This window comes from Lactobacillus paragasseri, from assembly GCF_003584685.1.
GTDB classification, from domain to species: domain Bacteria; phylum Bacillota; class Bacilli; order Lactobacillales; family Lactobacillaceae; genus Lactobacillus; species Lactobacillus paragasseri.
Map to the genome: position 1 here is coordinate 1,568,953 of NZ_AP018549.1, position 17,704 is coordinate 1,586,656.

16 protein-coding genes, 4 tRNA genes and 2 pseudogenes are annotated in these 17,704 nt (G+C 33.4%); 5 read left to right on the forward strand and 17 right to left on the reverse strand.

All coding sequences use genetic code 11. The features are described 5' to 3' along the window. Positions 1 to 8: 8 nt before the first annotated feature. From LpgJCM5343_RS07605 to LpgJCM5343_RS07620, 4 genes are all read right to left on the reverse strand, one after another. Positions 9 to 80 (reverse strand) — tRNA-Gln (locus LpgJCM5343_RS07605). 54 nt (positions 81 to 134) lie between these two features. Further along, a tRNA-Tyr gene (locus tag LpgJCM5343_RS07610) sits at positions 135 to 216 on the reverse strand. Positions 217 to 312: 96 nt separating this feature from the next. Then, entirely contained in the window at positions 313 to 1,221 is a 909-nt protein-coding gene (locus LpgJCM5343_RS07615) for an L-lactate dehydrogenase (RefSeq protein ID WP_003648253.1), read from the reverse strand. A 72-nt stretch (positions 1,222 to 1,293) separates the two neighbouring features. Further along, entirely contained in the window at positions 1,294 to 2,133 is an 840-nt protein-coding gene (locus tag LpgJCM5343_RS07620) for a MurR/RpiR family transcriptional regulator (protein WP_048685707.1), read from the reverse strand. A gap of 247 nt (positions 2,134 to 2,380) precedes the next feature. On the opposite strand from LpgJCM5343_RS07620, the gene LpgJCM5343_RS07625 reads away from it, so the two are divergent. Both LpgJCM5343_RS07625 and LpgJCM5343_RS07630 read left to right on the forward strand, forming a co-directional pair. Beyond that, on the forward strand, positions 2,381 to 2,950 hold the full coding sequence (locus tag LpgJCM5343_RS07625; RefSeq protein WP_250881822.1) for a ribose-5-phosphate isomerase A: 570 nt from the start codon (positions 2,381 to 2,383) through the stop codon (positions 2,948 to 2,950). Between the two features lie 5 nt (positions 2,951 to 2,955). Further along, entirely contained in the window at positions 2,956 to 3,942 is a 987-nt protein-coding gene (locus LpgJCM5343_RS07630) for a Gfo/Idh/MocA family protein (RefSeq protein WP_049151191.1), read from the forward strand. Positions 3,943 to 3,987: 45 nt separating this feature from the next. Here LpgJCM5343_RS07630 and LpgJCM5343_RS07635 read toward each other — a convergent pair whose 3' ends face one another. From LpgJCM5343_RS07635 to LpgJCM5343_RS07655, 5 genes are all read right to left on the reverse strand, one after another. Then, positions 3,988 to 4,308 (reverse strand): DUF898 family protein, encoded by a 321-nt coding sequence (locus tag LpgJCM5343_RS07635; protein ID WP_020807429.1) that lies wholly within the window; start codon positions 4,306 to 4,308, stop codon positions 3,988 to 3,990. A 57-nt stretch (positions 4,309 to 4,365) separates the two neighbouring features. Further along, a tRNA-Gln gene (locus tag LpgJCM5343_RS07640) sits at positions 4,366 to 4,437 on the reverse strand. A gap of 183 nt (positions 4,438 to 4,620) precedes the next feature. Next, positions 4,621 to 5,490: an aggregation-promoting factor gene (gene apf / locus LpgJCM5343_RS07645; protein WP_049151190.1), complete on the reverse strand. Its 870-nt coding sequence runs from the start codon at positions 5,488 to 5,490 to the stop codon at positions 4,621 to 4,623. Positions 5,491 to 5,714: 224 nt separating this feature from the next. After that, positions 5,715 to 6,494: an aggregation-promoting factor gene (gene apf / locus LpgJCM5343_RS07650; RefSeq protein WP_020807431.1), complete on the reverse strand. Its 780-nt coding sequence runs from the start codon at positions 6,492 to 6,494 to the stop codon at positions 5,715 to 5,717. A gap of 228 nt (positions 6,495 to 6,722) precedes the next feature. Then, entirely contained in the window at positions 6,723 to 7,445 is a 723-nt protein-coding gene (locus tag LpgJCM5343_RS07655; RefSeq protein WP_003648246.1) for a putative ABC transporter permease, read from the reverse strand. A 143-nt stretch (positions 7,446 to 7,588) separates the two neighbouring features. Between LpgJCM5343_RS07655 and psiE the strand changes: the two genes are divergently transcribed. After that, positions 7,589 to 7,993 (forward strand): phosphate-starvation-inducible protein PsiE, encoded by a 405-nt coding sequence (gene psiE, locus LpgJCM5343_RS07660; RefSeq protein ID WP_048686666.1) that lies wholly within the window; start codon positions 7,589 to 7,591, stop codon positions 7,991 to 7,993. Here the strand turns inward: psiE and LpgJCM5343_RS07665 are convergent. From LpgJCM5343_RS07665 to LpgJCM5343_RS07685, 5 genes are all read right to left on the reverse strand, one after another. After that, positions 7,988 to 8,509 (reverse strand): GNAT family N-acetyltransferase, encoded by a 522-nt coding sequence (locus tag LpgJCM5343_RS07665; RefSeq protein WP_049151189.1) that lies wholly within the window; start codon positions 8,507 to 8,509, stop codon positions 7,988 to 7,990. The genes psiE and LpgJCM5343_RS07665 overlap by 6 nt on opposite strands. Positions 8,510 to 8,588: 79 nt before the next feature. Continuing rightward, positions 8,589 to 9,575 carry an Rpn family recombination-promoting nuclease/putative transposase gene (locus LpgJCM5343_RS07670; RefSeq protein ID WP_049151188.1) on the reverse strand — a complete coding sequence of 329 codons (987 nt, stop codon included), beginning with the start codon at positions 9,573 to 9,575 and terminating at the stop codon, positions 8,589 to 8,591. A 146-nt stretch (positions 9,576 to 9,721) separates the two neighbouring features. After that, positions 9,722 to 9,794, reverse strand: a tRNA-Thr gene (locus tag LpgJCM5343_RS07675). 99 nt (positions 9,795 to 9,893) lie between these two features. Further along, positions 9,894 to 10,751 carry an aldo/keto reductase gene (locus LpgJCM5343_RS07680; RefSeq protein ID WP_049151186.1) on the reverse strand — a complete coding sequence of 286 codons (858 nt, stop codon included), beginning with the start codon at positions 10,749 to 10,751 and terminating at the stop codon, positions 9,894 to 9,896. A 75-nt stretch (positions 10,752 to 10,826) separates the two neighbouring features. Then, positions 10,827 to 12,158 carry an FAD-containing oxidoreductase gene (locus tag LpgJCM5343_RS07685; protein WP_049151185.1) on the reverse strand — a complete coding sequence of 444 codons (1,332 nt, stop codon included), beginning with the start codon at positions 12,156 to 12,158 and terminating at the stop codon, positions 10,827 to 10,829. A gap of 233 nt (positions 12,159 to 12,391) precedes the next feature. On the opposite strand from LpgJCM5343_RS07685, the gene galE reads away from it, so the two are divergent. Beyond that, positions 12,392 to 13,384 (forward strand): UDP-glucose 4-epimerase GalE, encoded by a 993-nt coding sequence (galE, locus tag LpgJCM5343_RS07690; protein ID WP_003646820.1) that lies wholly within the window; start codon positions 12,392 to 12,394, stop codon positions 13,382 to 13,384. Positions 13,385 to 13,447: 63 nt separating this feature from the next. Here the strand turns inward: galE and LpgJCM5343_RS07695 are convergent, their stop codons facing one another. The 3 genes and pseudogenes from LpgJCM5343_RS07695 to LpgJCM5343_RS07705 form a co-directional block, all read right to left on the reverse strand. Then, positions 13,448 to 14,839: an IS3 family transposase gene (locus LpgJCM5343_RS07695; RefSeq protein ID WP_307857701.1), complete on the reverse strand. Its 1,392-nt coding sequence runs from the start codon at positions 14,837 to 14,839 to the stop codon at positions 13,448 to 13,450. 46 nt (positions 14,840 to 14,885) lie between these two features. Next, positions 14,886 to 16,085: pseudogene (locus LpgJCM5343_RS07700) on the reverse strand (TerB N-terminal domain-containing protein); the annotation flags it as partial. Positions 16,086 to 16,194: 109 nt separating this feature from the next. Then, the gene (locus LpgJCM5343_RS07705) at positions 16,195 to 16,902 is read right to left on the reverse strand and encodes a carboxymuconolactone decarboxylase family protein (RefSeq protein ID WP_049148676.1); all 708 of its coding nucleotides are present in this window, start codon (positions 16,900 to 16,902) and stop codon (positions 16,195 to 16,197) included. 289 nt (positions 16,903 to 17,191) lie between these two features. On the opposite strand from LpgJCM5343_RS07705, the pseudogene LpgJCM5343_RS07710 reads away from it, so the two are divergent. Then, positions 17,192 to 17,609: pseudogene (locus LpgJCM5343_RS07710) on the forward strand (hypothetical protein). The last annotated feature ends 95 nt before the right edge of the window (positions 17,610 to 17,704 follow it).

Sequence of the window (17,704 nt, forward strand, 5' to 3'; positions counted from 1 at the left end):
TCGAACGATTGGGTTAGCTGGATTCGAACCAGCGCATGATGGTACCAAAAACCATTGCCTTACCACTTGGCTATAACCCATTTGATTGAACTTTTACTTGTTGTTCAATGCAACCAGCTGGAATAATCCAGCAATGGAGGCCAGTGGATTCGAACCACCGAACTCAGAGAGAGCGGTTTTACAGACCGCCGCGTTTAGCCACTTCGCTAGGCCTCCGAAACGTTACTTAATTATAATAACGAACCGCCTAGCAAAAAGCAAGTAAAAAAATAAAAAAGTTGGAAAAACTCCAACTTTTTATTTTCTAGCTTTCTATTTTAGTTGAGCAATATGCTTTTTAATAATTTCAGCTGACTCTCTTAGTTTTTGATCTTCTTCACTAGGTAACTCTAAAGGAATAACTTTTTCTACACCATTTTTACCAATAATTGCTGGATAACCAATATATGTTCCAACCTCATCTAAATAAACTGAAGCTGGTGCAAACAAGCGTGCATTACTAAAGACAGCCTGAATTAAGCGCACTCCGCATGTAGCAATTGCATAGGAAGTATATCCTTTACCAAAGGCAACTTTCATTGAGTTCTTATTAGGCTGTGCGCTCAATTTTTCTTCTTGTTCTTTTGTAAACAATTCTTTAGCGGATTTGCCATTAATCGATACCGTCGACCAAGCAGTAAATTGGGATGCTCCATGTTCACCTAAAACAAAGCCAGCAACATTTCTTGGATCTTCATTTAGTTCTTCACCAACAATTCTTTGCATTCTAGCCGTATCTAAGAAAGTACCTGTGCCCAAGACTTGCTTTCTTGATAAACCAGTCGTTTCTTGCAAAATAGTTGAAATAGCATCACATGGATTTGAAATATTAATTAAAACACCATTGAAACCTGATTCTTTAATTTTTGCTCCGACTTCTTTAGCATTTTTAGCGTTAATCTCAAATTCACCAAATCTGTCCCCAGTCTTAACTGTTGCGGCAATATCACCAAAAGAAGTTACAATAATATCTACATTCTTTAAATCATTGTAGTCGCCTAAAAATACATTAACATGATAATCATTTCTAGCTAAAGTATCACGTAAATCATTGTATTCAGCTTCTGCTTTAGCTTGATTTTTATCTAATAAATATAAATTATCAACAATTCCATGAGTAAACAAAGTGAATGCGACTGTTGCACCAACGTGTCCCATTCCAATTACGGCTACATTTCTCATTATAATTCCCGCTTTCTATAAAATTTCTTACACCTTTAGGATAATCCACTTAAGACAAGTTTTAAATTATTTTTAGATTTTTTGACTAGAAATAATTTGTTCATGCTGTTTAATATTCTCAATTCGCTTCTCGTTCCTTTTTATAAGTAATAAAAATAGAGCTTCAGTAATCGTAAAAGCTGCTACACGAGAAAAATAATATTGATTTTGCAAAATTGTCTGTCTTACACCAGTCTTTAAATGATAGTCACTCGCTAAAGCAATTGGAGAAGCAGGATTATTAGTGATACTAATAACTTTTAGCTTATTTTTGTGTGCTAACTTTATTTCCTTTAACAAAGCTGCTGATTCCCCAGAATTTGAAATAACAATTAGACAATCCTTCTTGCCTAAATTCATTGTTTGCGCATCAGCTGTTTCAACATTTCCACCAGAAGCAAATGACAATAAGCCGATTTGATTAAATTTGTAGACAGCATCGGCAGCTACTGGATAAGTATCACCTTCTGCGCTAATCTGGATGATTCGGCTTGCTTCAATAATAGAAAGAATCTTTTCTAATTCATCAGTTGGAATTTGATTTAAAGTAGCGTGAATTTCACCAACTTTATTTTTTTCTATCTCTCCTAGCGCTGCCTGCATATCGTCTTTTGGTAGTTTCTTTAACGATTCACTTTCTTTTTGACCAATGCATTGTGCTAATAAAATTTTTAGCTCATGAAAACCAGATAAGGATAAATTACGACAAAATCTTGTAATAGATGCATCACTTACACCTGCTCTTTTAGCTAATTGAGAAATTGTAATGTTTATAATCGTTGCTGGATTCTTGAGAATTGTTCTACCTACCTTTTGATCAGAAGGGGACATGCTACTCATTTGTGCATAAATTTTATCAATAATATTTTCCACGGTTCTACCTCATTTCATAGAAATTATATCATGATTGTAAAATTATTTTCGCACATTGATGTTTGACTAAAATAATTTTTAATATTATTATTTTCTACGTAAATAATTTTCATGTAATTTATCAGTTGAAAATAATTAACGGAGATTTTTCATGTCAATAATTAGTTAAAAAGCGCTTAGTAAAATACAACCTAATATGACCGTTAGCCTCGGTGGCGGAAGCAACGTCTTAACGCTAGCTAAAGACATGAATAACGCACAAATACCAGGCTTACGCCTTTACTCACCATCTGAGATTACTAAGTTTCAATGTGAGCAGCTTGGATTAAATATTTTAGCTTTAAATGACAATATGCCTAAATTTGATCTAGCATTTGATGGTTGTGATAGTATTGATCAAAATTTTAACGCATTAAAAAGTGGTGGCGGAATCCATCTTTTTGAAAAAATAGCCGCTGAAAATGCAAAAGAATATATTTTATTATTACCAAAAGAACGTTTTAAAGAGACGCTTAATCCTACTATTTCCTTGTGTATTGAAATCATTCCAAATTGTTTAAATAATTTAATGAAAAAAATACCCCAAGGATATACAGCTAAGATTCGTTTGAGCCAGTCAGTAGCATCATTCGCTCATTCACCATTGGGCAATCTCTTAATTGATATTTATCCCAACAATTCTTGGTCAGACATTGAACAATTAAATGATTTTCTTCTAAAGCAAAATGGCGTTATAAGTAGTTCTTATTTTAAAAATCTTGTTACAAGTATTATTACCGAAAACAACAATGAAGCAATTGAAATAAAGAAAGGATAATTAAAATGACAAAATATAATTGGGGAGTTATTGGTACCGGTTGGATTGCACATGAAATGGCAGATGCTCTTCAAGCAGTTAAAGGCGAAATATATGCAGCTGCTAACCCAAATGAAATTAGTTTAAAAAAATTTGCAGCTGAAAAAAACATTAAGCATTTATTCACCAGTCCAAATGAAATGATTCAAGATCCAAATATCAATATCATTTATATTGCTACACCACATACTTTTCATTATGACTATATCAAAAAAGCCTTAAAGGCTGGTAAACATGTTTTCTGCGAAAAGGCCATTACGGTCAATGCAGATCAATTTGACGAAGTGGAAAAATTAGCAAAAGATAAGCATTTAATTCTTTCTGAAGGATTTACGCTTTACCATATGCCTATTTATCAAAAGGTAAAAAAATTGATTAGTGATGGTAAGCTTGGTCAAATTAAGCTAGTCCAAGTTAATTTTGGTAGCTTAAAAGATTATGATCCTAATAACCGCTTCTTTAATAAAGATTTAGCAGGTGGAGCTCTGCTTGATATTGGCGGCTACGCTACTGCATTTGCCAGAATGTTTTTATCAAAACAACCTGAAAGTATTCTTACCACAGTAAAATTTTTTGAAACTGGTGTTGATGAACAATCAGGAATCATTCTTAAGAACACTAAAGATGAGATGGCAGTCATGGCTCTTTCAATGCGAGCTAAGCAACCAAAGCGCGGTGTAATTTCCGGAACTAAAGGTTATATTGAGATATCAAATTATCCGCGTGCAACAGAAGCGCAAATTACTTATACAGCTAGTGCTCATGAAGAACGTCATGAGACAATCAATGCTGGAAGCACTTCTGAGGCCCTTGAATATGAGGTTAAAGACATGGAACGTTATATATCTCAAGGACATGATGATGGTGAATTAGCAATTTCACGAGATGTAGCCCATATTTTAACTAGTGTCCGTACCTCATGGGGGATGAAATATCCTTTTGACGAAAAATAACTGTATATAAAACATAAAGACTAGGAAAAATTCCTAGTCTTTTTATTAATTAATGAAAATCGTATTTCTAGCCTTCCAGTCTCTAATCTTTATTCCAACCCAGAAGCCATAAATGCCAAGAGTAATAATCGTTAATAGAAGCCACTTTATCCAATTACCAAATAAACCAAATGCACTTCCGGTAAATTTCATCCGATATCCTTCGATTACAGTATGATTGATTTCCCATCCATAAATCATGCACACTGCCCAAGGGTAACAAATACCGAAAGTACAAACTGTAATAATTGTTCCTAATAGGTGCCAGCCAATGAAAGATAGCAAACCACCATCAAAAAATGAATTACGCCCATGTCTTGTTTCCATCAGAATAAACCTCATTTCTAGGTACAAAAAAAGCCAGGTAACAACCTGGCAAAACTATTGGGTTAGCTGGATTCGAACCAGCGCATGATGGTACCAAAAACCATTGCCTTACCACTTGGCTATAACCCATCCTTCAAGCCTTTTACTTGTTGGCTCTATTTGAATGAACTTAATCACTCAACGTTTAATATCATATTATAAATAGTAAAAGCTGTCAACAAAATTATCAAAATAAACTTTATTATCTTAAAAAAGTTAAATAAAAAAAAGACCACCAAAAAGGTGATCTTCCTAATTATAATTCAGTTGATATTAGTACCAACCGTTAGTTTGCCAGAACTTTTGAGCACCAGTCCATGAACCGTAGCGTGATTTTACGTAGTTATCTGCTACACGTTCTTGGTTTGCTGCTGAATAGTCTCCACCAAGGTATGATGCTGATAATTGGTATTTACCGATGTATTGACCATTTCTTGCTGAGTATGAACCACCTGATTCACGTCCTGCAATCCAAGCCTTAGCTGCAGCTTCAGAGCCAGAAGCATTTGAAGTGTAGCTAGTAGTTGTTTGGGTCTTTTGTGCTACTTGAGTAGTTTGTTTTTGTGCTGAAGCGTAGCTGTAAGTTCTTTGTTGTACTGGAGCTGAGTAAGTACGTTGTACATTGTAGTTGTAGTTAGTCTTAGGAGCTTGTGCAACAGTTTGGTGTTGAACTTGAGTTGCAGCCTTAGCTTGAGTATTTACTTGTTGTGAAGCTACAGAAGTAGTTTGCTTTTGTGCTGATTGTTGTACTTGGGTAGTTTGTTGCTTTTGTACTGAAGCTTGAGCTTGTTGAACAGGAGCTTGAGCAGTTGTAGCATTTCCACCTTCTACAGTGTACTTAGCCATGATCCATTGGTTTGCGCCAAGGTCGTACCACTTATTACCCATAGCATCATAAGCAGTTCTGATAACTTTCCAAGTTGTACCATGTACTAATTCTTTGCCAGTAAAGTGAGCATTTTCAACGCCATCCCAAACGGCAACAGTAGAATTTGCATTATTAATAGTTACAACATTAGTATCATTTTGAACAATAGTAGCAGCTTGTGCGTCATTAGTATTTTGTGAATTTAAAGCTACCAAACCAGTTGCGGTAAGAGCAGCTGCTGCAAGTGACTTAGTTAAGATAGATTGAAATTTCAAGAGAAATTCTTCCTTTCATATTTGTCAGTCATTTAATTTACAAGTTACATAATACAGTCTCAAAATGTCAAAACTATAACATAAATGCTACTACATTATTAAATAAAAGTGCCTTATGTTACAGTTTGTGTAATATTTGTAATTTACACACGCTTTCTTGTAATATTCGGGGTACAAAAAAGAGATGTCATTAAAACATCTCTTTTTTACCTATTCGCTATTTTTTAGTACCAGCCGTTTGATTGCCAGAAACTTTGAGCATTAGTCCATGAACCGTAACGTGACTTTACGTAGTTATCTGCTACACGTTCTTGGTTTGCTGCTGAGTAGTCTCCACCAAGGTATGATGCTGATAATTGGTACTTACCAATGTATTGACCATTTCTTGCTGAGTATGAACCACCTGATTCACGTCCTGCAATCCATGCCTTAGCTGCTGCTTCAGAACCAGATACGTTTGAAGTGTAGCTTGATTGTGATTGTGAAGGTTGTGCTTTTTGTACTGGAGCTTGTTGAGTTTGAGTACTTTGTACTGATGAGTAAGAACCTACTGAAGTCTTAGGAGCTGAGTATGAACCTTGAGTAGTTTGAGTTTGTGCTGCAGTATTGTATGAACTTGCTTGTGAAGTAAACAATTCTGAAGCAACATTAGGGTCAACAGTATCTTTACCTAAGCGAGTGTACTTCGCCATTACCCATTGGTTTGCACCAAGGTCGTACCACTTGTTACCTGCATCATCGTAGGCAGCTCTGATAACTTTCCAAGCAGTTGCATGTGGTAAGTACTGACCGGTCATTTGCTTATCAGGACCGTATGAATTCCAAACAGCAATGCTCTTATGTGGAAGATAGTTAATTGTAACAATCTTTTCTTGTTGGCCAACAGTAACTTCTGCGGCCTTTACAGTATTTTGAGTATTATTTACAATTGCGGCACCTGCTAAAGTAAGAGCAGCTGCTGCAGCGGTTTTAGTTAAAGTTGATTTCAAATTATTGTTAAGCATATTCAAAATTAAATTCTCTCCTTGATAAATTTGATTTGAATCATTTATTTCGTCAATTTCAATTTACAGCATATATAATACATGCCCAATATTTCAGAATAGTTCCCGGAAAATTAAGGATATATTTCATCTTGTTACATTCTTGTAATATTTGCGCCTTAAATTACAATAATGTAACGATGTAACCTTTCTGTAGCAAAAAGGGCAAAAAAATAAGGGCTAGTAGCTCTAACTCTTATTTTTCCTTCTAATCATTCTTTTATGCTTAATTGCATTAAATTGATCTATATCCGTAAATTTAAGTTGCGGGAAACTTGTAAGAAATCTTTTTTGATTCCATGACAGTGACTCAAGTAATTTATCAAAACGTTGATTAAGCCTATTTTCATCTAGCTTTATCTGCGTATTTAATCGCTCGTCCCATCGTTTAGTGCTAATATGAAATTTTTCAACACTAATAATTGTAAGAACAAAGTCTGTCCCCATTCCCAATAAAATGATTAATGCCAAGTAGCCATGAGTTCTCGCTTCTTCCCAATTAATTATCTTTTGAATAAAAGGTTGAATGATTTTTACTAAAAAGACCACTCCTACTCCCCAAAATAAAGAAATTACTGGAGCCACTCTCCCCTGTACATTTCCCCACAAATGGGAGTAATCCCATAACTTCATATGAAAAACATATTGTAAAAATACACTCGCGCAATACTCAAAAATTGTCGCCACTATTATTCCTACTACATACAATAGGAAAAGATTATCCTGAATATGATAAGTAAAGATCAAAATGGTAGTTACTGCAAATCCATAAACCGGACAATACGGACCAAATAAAAATCCGCGATAATCATAATGATGATCTTTAATTGAACAATATATCGTCTCCCACATCCAACCAATCACTGAATATGTAAAAAAGAGAACGATAATTTCAGAAAAAGTAAATGGCATTTTTAATACCTCATGAGCAAACTTTAGTATTTCTTCTATATTAAAGATATCATTATTTAACTAAATAGCATCCTAAAACAACTCTGGAAAAATCAGCTAAAAAGCGTAAAAATAAACTTATCTACATATGAAAGGTATATATAATGAAGAAATTCAATAAAATTGCTAGCAAATATGCAAACTTTCTCCGCTTTTTTATCATGATCGCTTTAGGAATTTTAGGCGCGTTACTTATTGTTCTAATGTTTGGACAACTACTTGCAATTGGACAAAGAATGATTAGAAATAGCTTCATTCACATACCAATCAAAGTTTTGGATGAGATTGTTACTTTCTTCCTCTTTTTTGAGTTTTCAGCAATGATTGTTGCAGCCCTTAAACACATGGGACATACAAGCTTAAATTTTTTGATGAGCTTAGGAATTACCGCCTTGTTAAGAAATTTAATTACTGCTCATGGGGAGCCTATGCAAATTTTAATTCATTCAATTGCAATTTTATTATTAATTATCGGAATCGTTATTTTGAATAGACACATAAAACTATAAATTCAATTCATAGGCTAATCGATTAGGATCTTTTGGATCCTCCTCTACCTGAATAATTCCTCGTTCACTAAAATTATGCTTTAAAGCCAAATGTTGCATGATTCTATTTTTACGTGACGTATCAATTCTAAAATTTCTAATTTCTTGGCTAACCATTATTGAGATTAGATCCGAAAACATCAAGTTTGCAAGATGCATTCCGCGGTATTTATTACTAATAGCTAATCGATGAAAAGTCGCATAATCAGGTGTCTTATTTTTCCAAGAACCATCAATCTTTTGGTAGGTTGGCTCTTCGCCAATTATACTGGCTGCATAACCAGCAACTTGATTATCTACTACTAAGACAAAAGCACATTTATTTCTGATATCATTTTGTATCGTTTCTTCATTAGGATAACTGCCCTGCCACTGACTACTTCCGCTTTGCTTTAGAAATAATTTTGCTTCATTAATAATTGTCATAATTTCAGATAAATCATGATTATTAGCATAACGTGTATAAATTAAAGTCACTATTTTTCACTACTTTCATTTTTCTAATAGTATACCTAAAAAAGCAGGGAAAAAACCCTGCTTTTCATAATGTTTATTTCTAACTTTCCTTCAAAAATTTTTCTAATTCTTCCTTAGAAAAACTATCTCCATAATCTTTTTCTAAACGTTGTAAAATTTGTTGATCGTTTCCACCAAAATCTTTTAGAGCTAGAATCAATTTCTTTATTCCTATTAATTTTTCTTTTTTCTTTCCTTCTTTCGTCCCTTGTTCGATACCTTGCTGAATCCCTTGACGAATACCTTGCTGTATTCCTTGTTGTATTCCTTGCTGAATCCCTTGCTGCATTCCTTGCTGCATTCCCTGATTTATTCCTTTTTCAATTCCTCGTTTTAAGCCTCTCTCTTCTGCATCTTGTTCACGTTCTAGCAGCTTAGTTTCATAATCCATAATCATATCCCTCCATTTCTCATCACTATTAATTTCTTTAATTCTATTTTGAGCAATATCAAAATATGCATCACCAGATATAGGCAAGTTTTTCATTAGCTTTACCAAATTAAGTAAAGTCTTAGTTTCATTTCCACTAGGAATTCCATTTGAATTAATTATAATTTTGGTCAGTCCATCCTGCAATACATCTGTTTGGTTATCAGAATTTATAGTTAAATACTTACTTTTAATTAGCTTCTTTTCAGCTAAATTAAATGAGCAGAGAAAAATTATATAGACATTCTTTAGATTTCGATATGTACTTCCCTTCTTCAAAGTATATCTTTGATCTGCCTTCGCAGCATAGTAACGCATTCTGCGTGCTATATCATCAGTGTTTGTTGTCTGTACTTCAATGTTATAGAGATTATGATTATAATCTTCAACTAAGATATCTAAACGAACGTCTTTCTGATCATAATGTTCAGGATCATTTATTTCTTCTTGCTTATGTGGAAAATAGATGTCTTCAATAGCTAACTCTGGCAAGATTCCTTGCAAAACATGCTTGCAAAATTCTTTATTTGACATTACTTCGCCAAATACCTTGTCTTCTGTAAAACCGAACCATGGTTTTTTGTGCATATTTTTCATTCGGCACCTCTTTCATACTTTTGTTCTATTAGTTATTACGCGAAAAAATGCCGAATTTTTTCATTATATTAAAAATGTGTAAAAAAAGCCTTTCAAAGCAAGTTCTACGGAACTCTTTGAAAGGCTTCTTTAGTTAATACCCTGAGTGCTGAATGCCAGAATCGAACTGGCGACCTCTTCTTTACGAGGGAAGCGCTCTACCAACTGAGCTAATTCAGCAACTAACATTAGAATTATAACAAAGATTTTCTTTCTCTGTAAAGTATCAACAAATTTTTGCAAATAAAAAATCGAAGTAGTATCTACTCCGACTTCTAATTAAAAATTAGCTGCATCTGGATCAGTAGCTAAGCCACTAACTCCATGTAAACTATCTAATTTATTCATCTGTTCAGAACTCAAGTTAAAATCAAACACTCCAGCGTTTGCTCGAATGTACTTGTCATGAACTGACTTAGGTAGTGGTAAAAATCCATGTTCTAAAGACCAGCGAATTAAAACTTGTGCTGGAGATTTTCCTACTTCACTAGCTATTTCATTGACAGTTTCATTACCTAATAATCCACCAGTACCTAAAGGACTATATGCTTCACTAAGTAATTTTAATTCATTATTAATTTTAACTACATCTGGTTGTAAATCACTTGGATTAAGCATAATTTGGTTAACCACAGGTTTTATTTCTGCAGTTTTCAGAAGTTCATCTAAATGACGTTTTCTAAAATTAGAAACTCCAATTGCCCTAATCTTTCCAGCTTGTACTGCTTCTTCCATTGCTCGCCAGCTTTCAGCATTTGCTTCAGCCCAATGGTCACGCATATCAACAGGATTAGGCCAGTGAATTAAGTATAAGTCTAAATAATCAACCATTAAATTTTGCAAACTCCTATCAATTGCTGCCTTAGCCGATTTATAACCATGGTCTGCATTCCAAAGCTTAGTTGTAATAAACAAATCATGACGATTTATGCCACTATTTTTTATCGCTTGACCAACACTTTTTTCATTACCATAAGCTGCTGCTGTATCAATATGCCGATAGCCTGCATTAAGTGCTACTTCAACTGCATGTTTTGCAATATCTCCATCAGGTGTTTGCCAAGTTCCAAAACCAATAATTGGAATCTTTACACCATTATTTAATGTATATGTATCTTCAAGTGAATTAAAATTCATACATCTACCTCATTTCTATATCTAACCGTATTATAAAAGTAAATTAAGAAACTTTTATAACAGAGATGTGCCTATCTACTTAAATAAATCGTTAAAGGCTTCTGACATAGTTGGATGAGTATAAATCTGATCTCTTAAAACCGTATAAGAAAGATGTGCCTTCATTGCCAAAGAAATCATATTAATTAACTCATAAGATTCAATTCCATATAAAGTTGCGCCTAGAATTTCTTCAGTCTCAGGATCAACTAAAGCCTTAAACAAACCTCTACTATCTTTAGCAACTTTTGCTTTTGGAATGGCTGCAACTGGCAACTTAAATAATTTATATTCCTTATTTTGATTGTGTGCTTGCTTTTCATTTAAGCCAACTTGAGACAAAGCAGGTGAAATAAAGACACTATAAGGGACCACTTTACGATCACTGATCATCCGTGCACCTGTACCAAATAATTGATCTTTAATAATTCTAAAATCATCTAAAGAAATATATGTAAATTGAAGACCACCCTTAACATCTCCAATCGCCCATACTTTATCAACTGTTGTTCTTAAAAAATCATCTACTTTAACTGCACCGCGGTCTGTTATTTCAATTGAAGTATTTTCTAAACCAAGATTTTCAATATTCGGCTTTCTTCCCGTTGCAGCTAAGATCCGATTTGCGCTAATTTCTTTTTCTTGACCGTTTATTTGATAACGAACTTTTGCTTCATTTTCTTCATCAATAATTTCTTTGATATCAGCTCCAAGTTCAAAATGAACCCCTACATCTTCTAAGTCCTTTTTGACTAATTGACTAATATCGACATCTTCTCTACTTAAAAATTCTCTGCTATGATCAAGCACTGTTACTTTACTGCCGTATTTTGCAAACATACTTGCAAATTCTAACCCAATATAACCAGCACCAATAATTGTTAGATTTTCTGGCATTTTCTTTTCATCCATTGCTTGCGTAGAATCAAGAATATACTTACTTTCTTTTAAACCTGGAATTGGTAACATTACCGGAACAGCTCCGGTATTAATAAAAATACGCTCTCCCTTAAACTGCTCCTTTTCACCATTAGTTAAAACTACTTCAATTTCATGATCCGCAATAAAGTGAGCTTCACCATCCAAAACTGTCACTGTCTTTTCATCTGCTAACATATGATAGTTTTTATTCCGCAATTGTGCAGTCATTTCATTTTTTCCACTCACTGCATCCACATATGAGACACCATTTGAAGCTTCAATAATTAATCTTTTTGACGGTAAGCAGGCGATATTAATACAAGTACCACCGTACATTTTATTAGATTTTTCAATTACTAATACTTCTTCACCTTTTTGAGCTAAAAACTTAGCTAAAGTTTTCCCACCTTTACCAAAACCAATGATAATATTTTTAATTGTTTTCATAATTTTATCCTCTTACTTTTTATAAGCTTGCTTCTTTAACTATTATTTTAAACATATAATATAAAATTGCACTATTTTTGCTTATAATTTTTTGTGATTATCTAATATCAAAGAAAAAATAAAGAATCATAGTGGCAACACACAAATTTTTTAATTAGAATTTTCAAAATAAGTTATTGTGCTAAAATTAACTTGATTCGGTTATTATTTAATAAAAAAGGAGTAACTAGTTAATGCGAGTATTAGTTATTGGTGGGGCCGGTTATATTGGTTCTCACGCTGTTAGAAAATTAATTGAAGAAGGTAACGATGTCGTTGTCCTTGATTCTCTCTATACTGGCCACAGAAAGGCTGTTGACAAGAAAGCCAAGTTTTACCAAGGCGATATTGAAGACACTAATTTAGTAAGCAAAATCTTACGTGATGAAAACATTGATGCTGTAATGCACTTTGCCGCTTACTCATTAGTTCCTGAATCAGTTAAGAAACCACTTAAGTACTACGACAATAACGTTTCAGGTATGATTTCTCTTCTGCAAGCAATGGATGACGCGAAAGTTAAATACTTAGTATTCTCATCTTCTGCTGCAACTTACGGTATTCCAAAGACTTTACCAATTACTGAAGATACACCGCTTGATCCAATCAACCCATATGGCGAAACCAAGATGATGATGGAAAAGATTATGCACTGGGCTGACAAAGCTGACGGCATTAAGTCAATCGCTCTTCGCTACTTTAATGTGGCTGGTGCTTCAAGCGACGGTTCAATTGGTGAAGACCATGGTCCTGAAACTCACTTAATTCCAAACATCTTAAAGAGTGCTATTTCTGGCGATGGCAACTTTACTATCTTTGGTGATGACTATGACACTAAAGACGGTACTAATGTCCGCGACTACGTTCAAGTTGAAGACTTAATTGACGCTCACATCTTGGCACTTAAGCACGTGATGGAAACTAACAAGTCTGACGTCTTCAACCTAGGTACTGCTCAAGGCTACTCAAACTTAGAAATCCTTGAAGCTGCTAAAAAAGTTACTGGCATTGACATTCCTTACACTATTGGACCAAGAAGAGGCGGAGATCCTGATTCTTTAGTTGCTGACTCAAGCAAGGCTCGTAAAGTCTTAGGCTGGAAGCCAAAGCATGAAAATGTTGATGATGTAATTGCAACTGCTTGGAACTGGCACAAGAGCCATCCAAAGGGCTACGAAGATAAGTAAAGGTAATAAAAATAACCATTCAGTGATTGTAGTGACCCACAAAAATTGGACACTTTATTAATATTATGCAACTAAGGATTGATTCCGATATTGAATCGGAGTCAGTCCTTTTAGTTTACTCTTTGTTCTTTCGTAATTATAAAAGTGAATATAATCTTTAATCGCTTGTTCTAATTCATTCAGATTGGCATAGTTTGATTCTTTGCCATAAAACATCTCTCTTTTAAGTATGCCAAAGAAGCCTTCCATAAGCCCATCGTCTGGAGAACAGCCTTTCCTAGACATACTTTGTTCAATGCCACGTCTTGCAAGTTCATATTGATAAGTCTTATGTTGATATTGCCAGCCACGATCTGAATGAAATACTAATCCATTCAATGAATCATTAACTTTAAATGCATCATCAAGCATAGTCAGTACCTGCTGCAAGTTGGGACGACGAGAGATATTATAAGCGACAATATCTCTCCCACAGCCATCGATAATAGGCGATAGATAAAGCTTTTGTCCTCTTAAGTTGAATTCAGTAATATCCGTGTACCACTTCATATTTGGTCTAATAGCAAAGAAGTTGCGTTTAATTAAGTTAGGTTTAATTCTTCCTTCAATTTCACCCTCAAAGCTGTTGTAGCGTCTTCTACGTTTCATACGATATCCAATCAAATTAAGTTTACGCATTAAACGATAGACTGTTTTTCGATTGATTATAAAGCCTTCACTATGTAAGTGATCAGTTATTGTTCGATAACCTGGAGCAGTGTATCTATCTTTAAGTTCAAAGAATATTTCTTTAATTCGTTTAATTAGACTGTGGTGCTTTATCTCATCTTGATCTTCGCGCTTTAAAATATTGTAATAATTGCTTCTGGATAAGCTAGGTAAAGCATTATTCGGATCACTTAAAATCGACAAGATAGTTTTAACACCCAACCCAAGTTCTAGCCTTAATTCTCTAACAGCTTGTGCTATTTCTGTTTTGGTTGGTTTTTTCTCTTTTGAACCAAGGCATCCAATTTTTTTATAAATGCATTCTCGACAGTAAGCTTTAAATTCTGGTGACGCAATTCTTCGTTTTCTTTCTTCAATTTCTCTAGCTCTTTGTTCACGGGTTCGTCGTCCTTTCCTCTTGATAACGACATTATACCCGTTTTCTTTATAAGAGCGAATCCAGTTAATAAGCATCCCTTGACTTTTCAAGCCCAATTCTAAAGATACAGAGTAAGCAGCTTCATGATTGACTAAAACCCGATTGATAGCTTCTAGCTTAAATTGGGCTGAATAATAAGTATGGGGCTTATCTAATATATCCATTCCATGCCTATGAATGAGTGAAACTAAGTACTTAATACTAACTGAGCCTATTCCATACTTTTTACTTAAATATGTCGATCTTTTATTTTCAATAGTCCATTCTTTATAAATATTCAATTTATCTTTTTTAGTTAATTTAGACATAGTAAAACCCCCGAAATCCGTGTCCGAATTTCGGGGGTCACTACAAAAATAACTGAACCGTCATTTGATTTTTATAAGTAATATAATTGGTCAAAAAATCAAAACCATCTTGGCGTAAATCTAATATTTGCTGCCAAACTAAAACTAATAAATGTTCAAATTTTTCTGGATTCTTTTTATACAAAGGACAATTTTCAATTTTATAATTAGATAAATTTATTAAGCTTTCTGCAACTTCATGCTCAGAAAATTGTTTTGGGTACAACAAATGTTCATATTTTTTATCCTTTTCTTGTTCTTTCTGAAAAAATTCATTTCTTTTTTCACTAATATTATAAAAAATAATATAGTCACGAATCCATCTATCAAGATATGCTGCCATTTCTGGAGAAAAGCTTTGAGCATAATTTTTATCAAAATCTATTAACTTATCTAACCCTTCTTGAGGATTCTCTACGCCTATTCCATTTAATAACTCATATAAATAAATATAAGCATATGAATTTGATACCTTTTCATAAATACTATTCCTAATCTTGGCACGCCAAGTAAAATAAGTCCTTGCTTGTCCAACCGTTAAGTCATGATAAGTCGGATAATAACGCAAAAATGACTGCCTTTTTTGATAATTGTCTTCATAAGTAGCCATTAATTTGCCTTGTAAATAAAAATTTTGTTCTCTGCGAACTGAACCTGCCAAATCATAACGATATGCCTTAATCATTTTCTGAATTTGCTCAGGAACAGATTCCGTATTTTCAAAATTTAATTCTATTTTTTCTTTGGGAGAATTATTTTGTTTAGAATTATTAGTTTTTTCCCAACTATCAAAGTTTATTTTTTGTTCGTGATAAACATTTTGCTGATTCAATTTATCCGTACTCGCATCAGGTATATAAATTAATTTTTCAGGATTAGGAGCCTTATTTGACATGAGCACTACTTTAAAGGCATATTCTAAAGCTTGTTTTATTTTTTGCTCGCTTAAAAGCAAACTAACTTCTACCCATTTATTATCCTTTATCAAAGAAGCAGCTGAGAACCCAGGTAAATCTTTAATAGTCGTTGCAAAATTGCCACAATTAATATTTAATTTTTTATTTTTAGGATCTAAATCTAAAAGAGCAAACCAATTTTTAGTAATCGGTGAACTAAAAGCAACTAAATTAGAATTATCATTAAGCTCACTAACACTATTCTTTCCAAAGTGTCTAATAGCATAGCTCAAAAGTTCATCAATATTCATGGCTTCAGCTCCTTTCGAACGTATATTCTACTATATTTTACTTGGTTGATCCATAAACTTGCAGTAAAAAAGGCACCGAAATTATTCAATTTCAGTGCCTTGAAAATGATTATTTTACTTGATTAATGACATTAATTGCATTCAGGCTACGTGGATAGCCAATAAATGGGACATTAGCTAAAACTATTTTGGTTAAAAATTGTTGATCATTTCCTAATCCCACATTCGCCTTAGCATGAGCTAATAATTGTGGTTCACAACCGCCTTGGGCAGCTAAGTAACAAAATGTAATCATTTCGCGCTCTTTGTCACTAAAACCTTTCCTCGTATAATAATCACCAAAACAATTATCCACCAACCATTTATTAATAGTCCCTTTTTTAGCAAAATCCTTCATTTGAGGACCAAACAATCTCATTTGAGTTTCCTCGCCTTTTTCAAGTCTGTTTTCCATAGTTGTTGTAGCTTGTTTTGGCAAAGGTAACTTTTCTCCACGATCAAGTAAAATAGTATTAGTTACTTTAAAAAATGGCATTACGCGTCCTAATCCTAAATAATCAACTGCTTGATAAACAATTTCTTTTACTTCAACTGGACTTACACCATTATCTAAAGCTACAGGTAACATCAAGCGATATTCTTCTAAGCCCTGCATCCCTAATAAATAAGCTAAATTAGAAATTAATTTTGTCTTATTTGGTAAATCTACATCATCTTGAACTTCTTCGAAAGTAAAATGACTAATTCGCTCCCATGCTTCTGGATCATTTTCTTTTAAAACTTTTTCATGAATATTTTTTACATCTTCTCTAAACATTAGTTCACGCCTCTTTCTTATGTTTTATATTATAAAGAGAGCCAGATGGATTGAAAATTACTTTCTTTCTATGTAGAAATATGCCATTAAAGTATAGAATAAAAATAGTAAATATAATAACAGCTAAAACTATAGAATAAATTAATTACGTCTGTATTTATGTTGATATTAGTTATTTTAAACCTATACGTTTATTTTATAAAATAACATATTATTCTTGAAGTAATGACAGTTAGCTTTTATATTAAAGATGATTAAATTAACAAATTGATTTGAGGAGGTATATGTAATGACTGATTATGCAAAAAGAGAACTTAAAAGCATTAGACAGAATTGCTAAGAAAATTTCAGATGCAGAAAGTCATTTAACAAAGATTGAAGATAGTATTGATGATAAGAAACATCGCACCGCTCAACACGAAACAATTAAAGATATTAAATCAATTCTTAAGCACGCAAGAAAAGTCGATAAAGACGAAGATAAGATCGAACAATTCAAAGGCGAAGGTTCTAAAGATTCAACAGAAAATCACTACGTCTACGAACAAGAAGAAGAACCTGTTATCAACGACTTAAAGAAAGATTTTAATGAATTAAATAATAAGCTTTCTAAATTAAACGACTTTAACGGCGGAGATATTGATGCTTTTAGAACTGAACACCACTATCTTGAAAAAAGCTGGAAAATTGAACTGATTAATTTATAAAAGGTAATCTAGTAATTAATTTACATACACATCAAAAAAGGAGAAGCAAAATTGCTTCTCCTTTTTATATGCGAATTCATATTGATATTTAAATG

Coding starts and splice junctions, on each gene's coding strand:
- LpgJCM5343_RS07615 (WP_003648253.1), bottom strand. CDS start 1,221: ATGAGAAATGTAGCCGTAATTGGAATGGGACACGTTGGTGCAACAGTC.
- LpgJCM5343_RS07625 (WP_250881822.1), top strand. CDS start 2,381: ATGAATAACGCACAAATACCAGGCTTACGCCTTTACTCACCATCTGAG.
- LpgJCM5343_RS07630 (WP_049151191.1), top strand. CDS start 2,956: ATGACAAAATATAATTGGGGAGTTATTGGTACCGGTTGGATTGCACAT.
- LpgJCM5343_RS07635 (WP_020807429.1), bottom strand. CDS start 4,308: ATGGAAACAAGACATGGGCGTAATTCATTTTTTGATGGTGGTTTGCTA.
- apf (WP_020807431.1), bottom strand. CDS start 6,494: ATGCTTAACAATAATTTGAAATCAACTTTAACTAAAACCGCTGCAGCA.
- LpgJCM5343_RS07655 (WP_003648246.1), bottom strand. CDS start 7,445: ATGCCATTTACTTTTTCTGAAATTATCGTTCTCTTTTTTACATATTCA.
- psiE (WP_048686666.1), top strand. CDS start 7,589: ATGAAGAAATTCAATAAAATTGCTAGCAAATATGCAAACTTTCTCCGC.
- LpgJCM5343_RS07670 (WP_049151188.1), bottom strand. CDS start 9,575: ATGAAAAATATGCACAAAAAACCATGGTTCGGTTTTACAGAAGACAAG.
- LpgJCM5343_RS07680 (WP_049151186.1), bottom strand. CDS start 10,751: ATGAATTTTAATTCACTTGAAGATACATATACATTAAATAATGGTGTA.
- LpgJCM5343_RS07685 (WP_049151185.1), bottom strand. CDS start 12,158: ATGAAAACAATTAAAAATATTATCATTGGTTTTGGTAAAGGTGGGAAA.
- galE (WP_003646820.1), top strand. CDS start 12,392: ATGCGAGTATTAGTTATTGGTGGGGCCGGTTATATTGGTTCTCACGCT.
- LpgJCM5343_RS07695 (WP_307857701.1), bottom strand. CDS start 14,839: ATGTCTAAATTAACTAAAAAAGATAAATTGAATATTTATAAAGAATGG.
- LpgJCM5343_RS07705 (WP_049148676.1), bottom strand. CDS start 16,902: ATGTTTAGAGAAGATGTAAAAAATATTCATGAAAAAGTTTTAAAAGAA.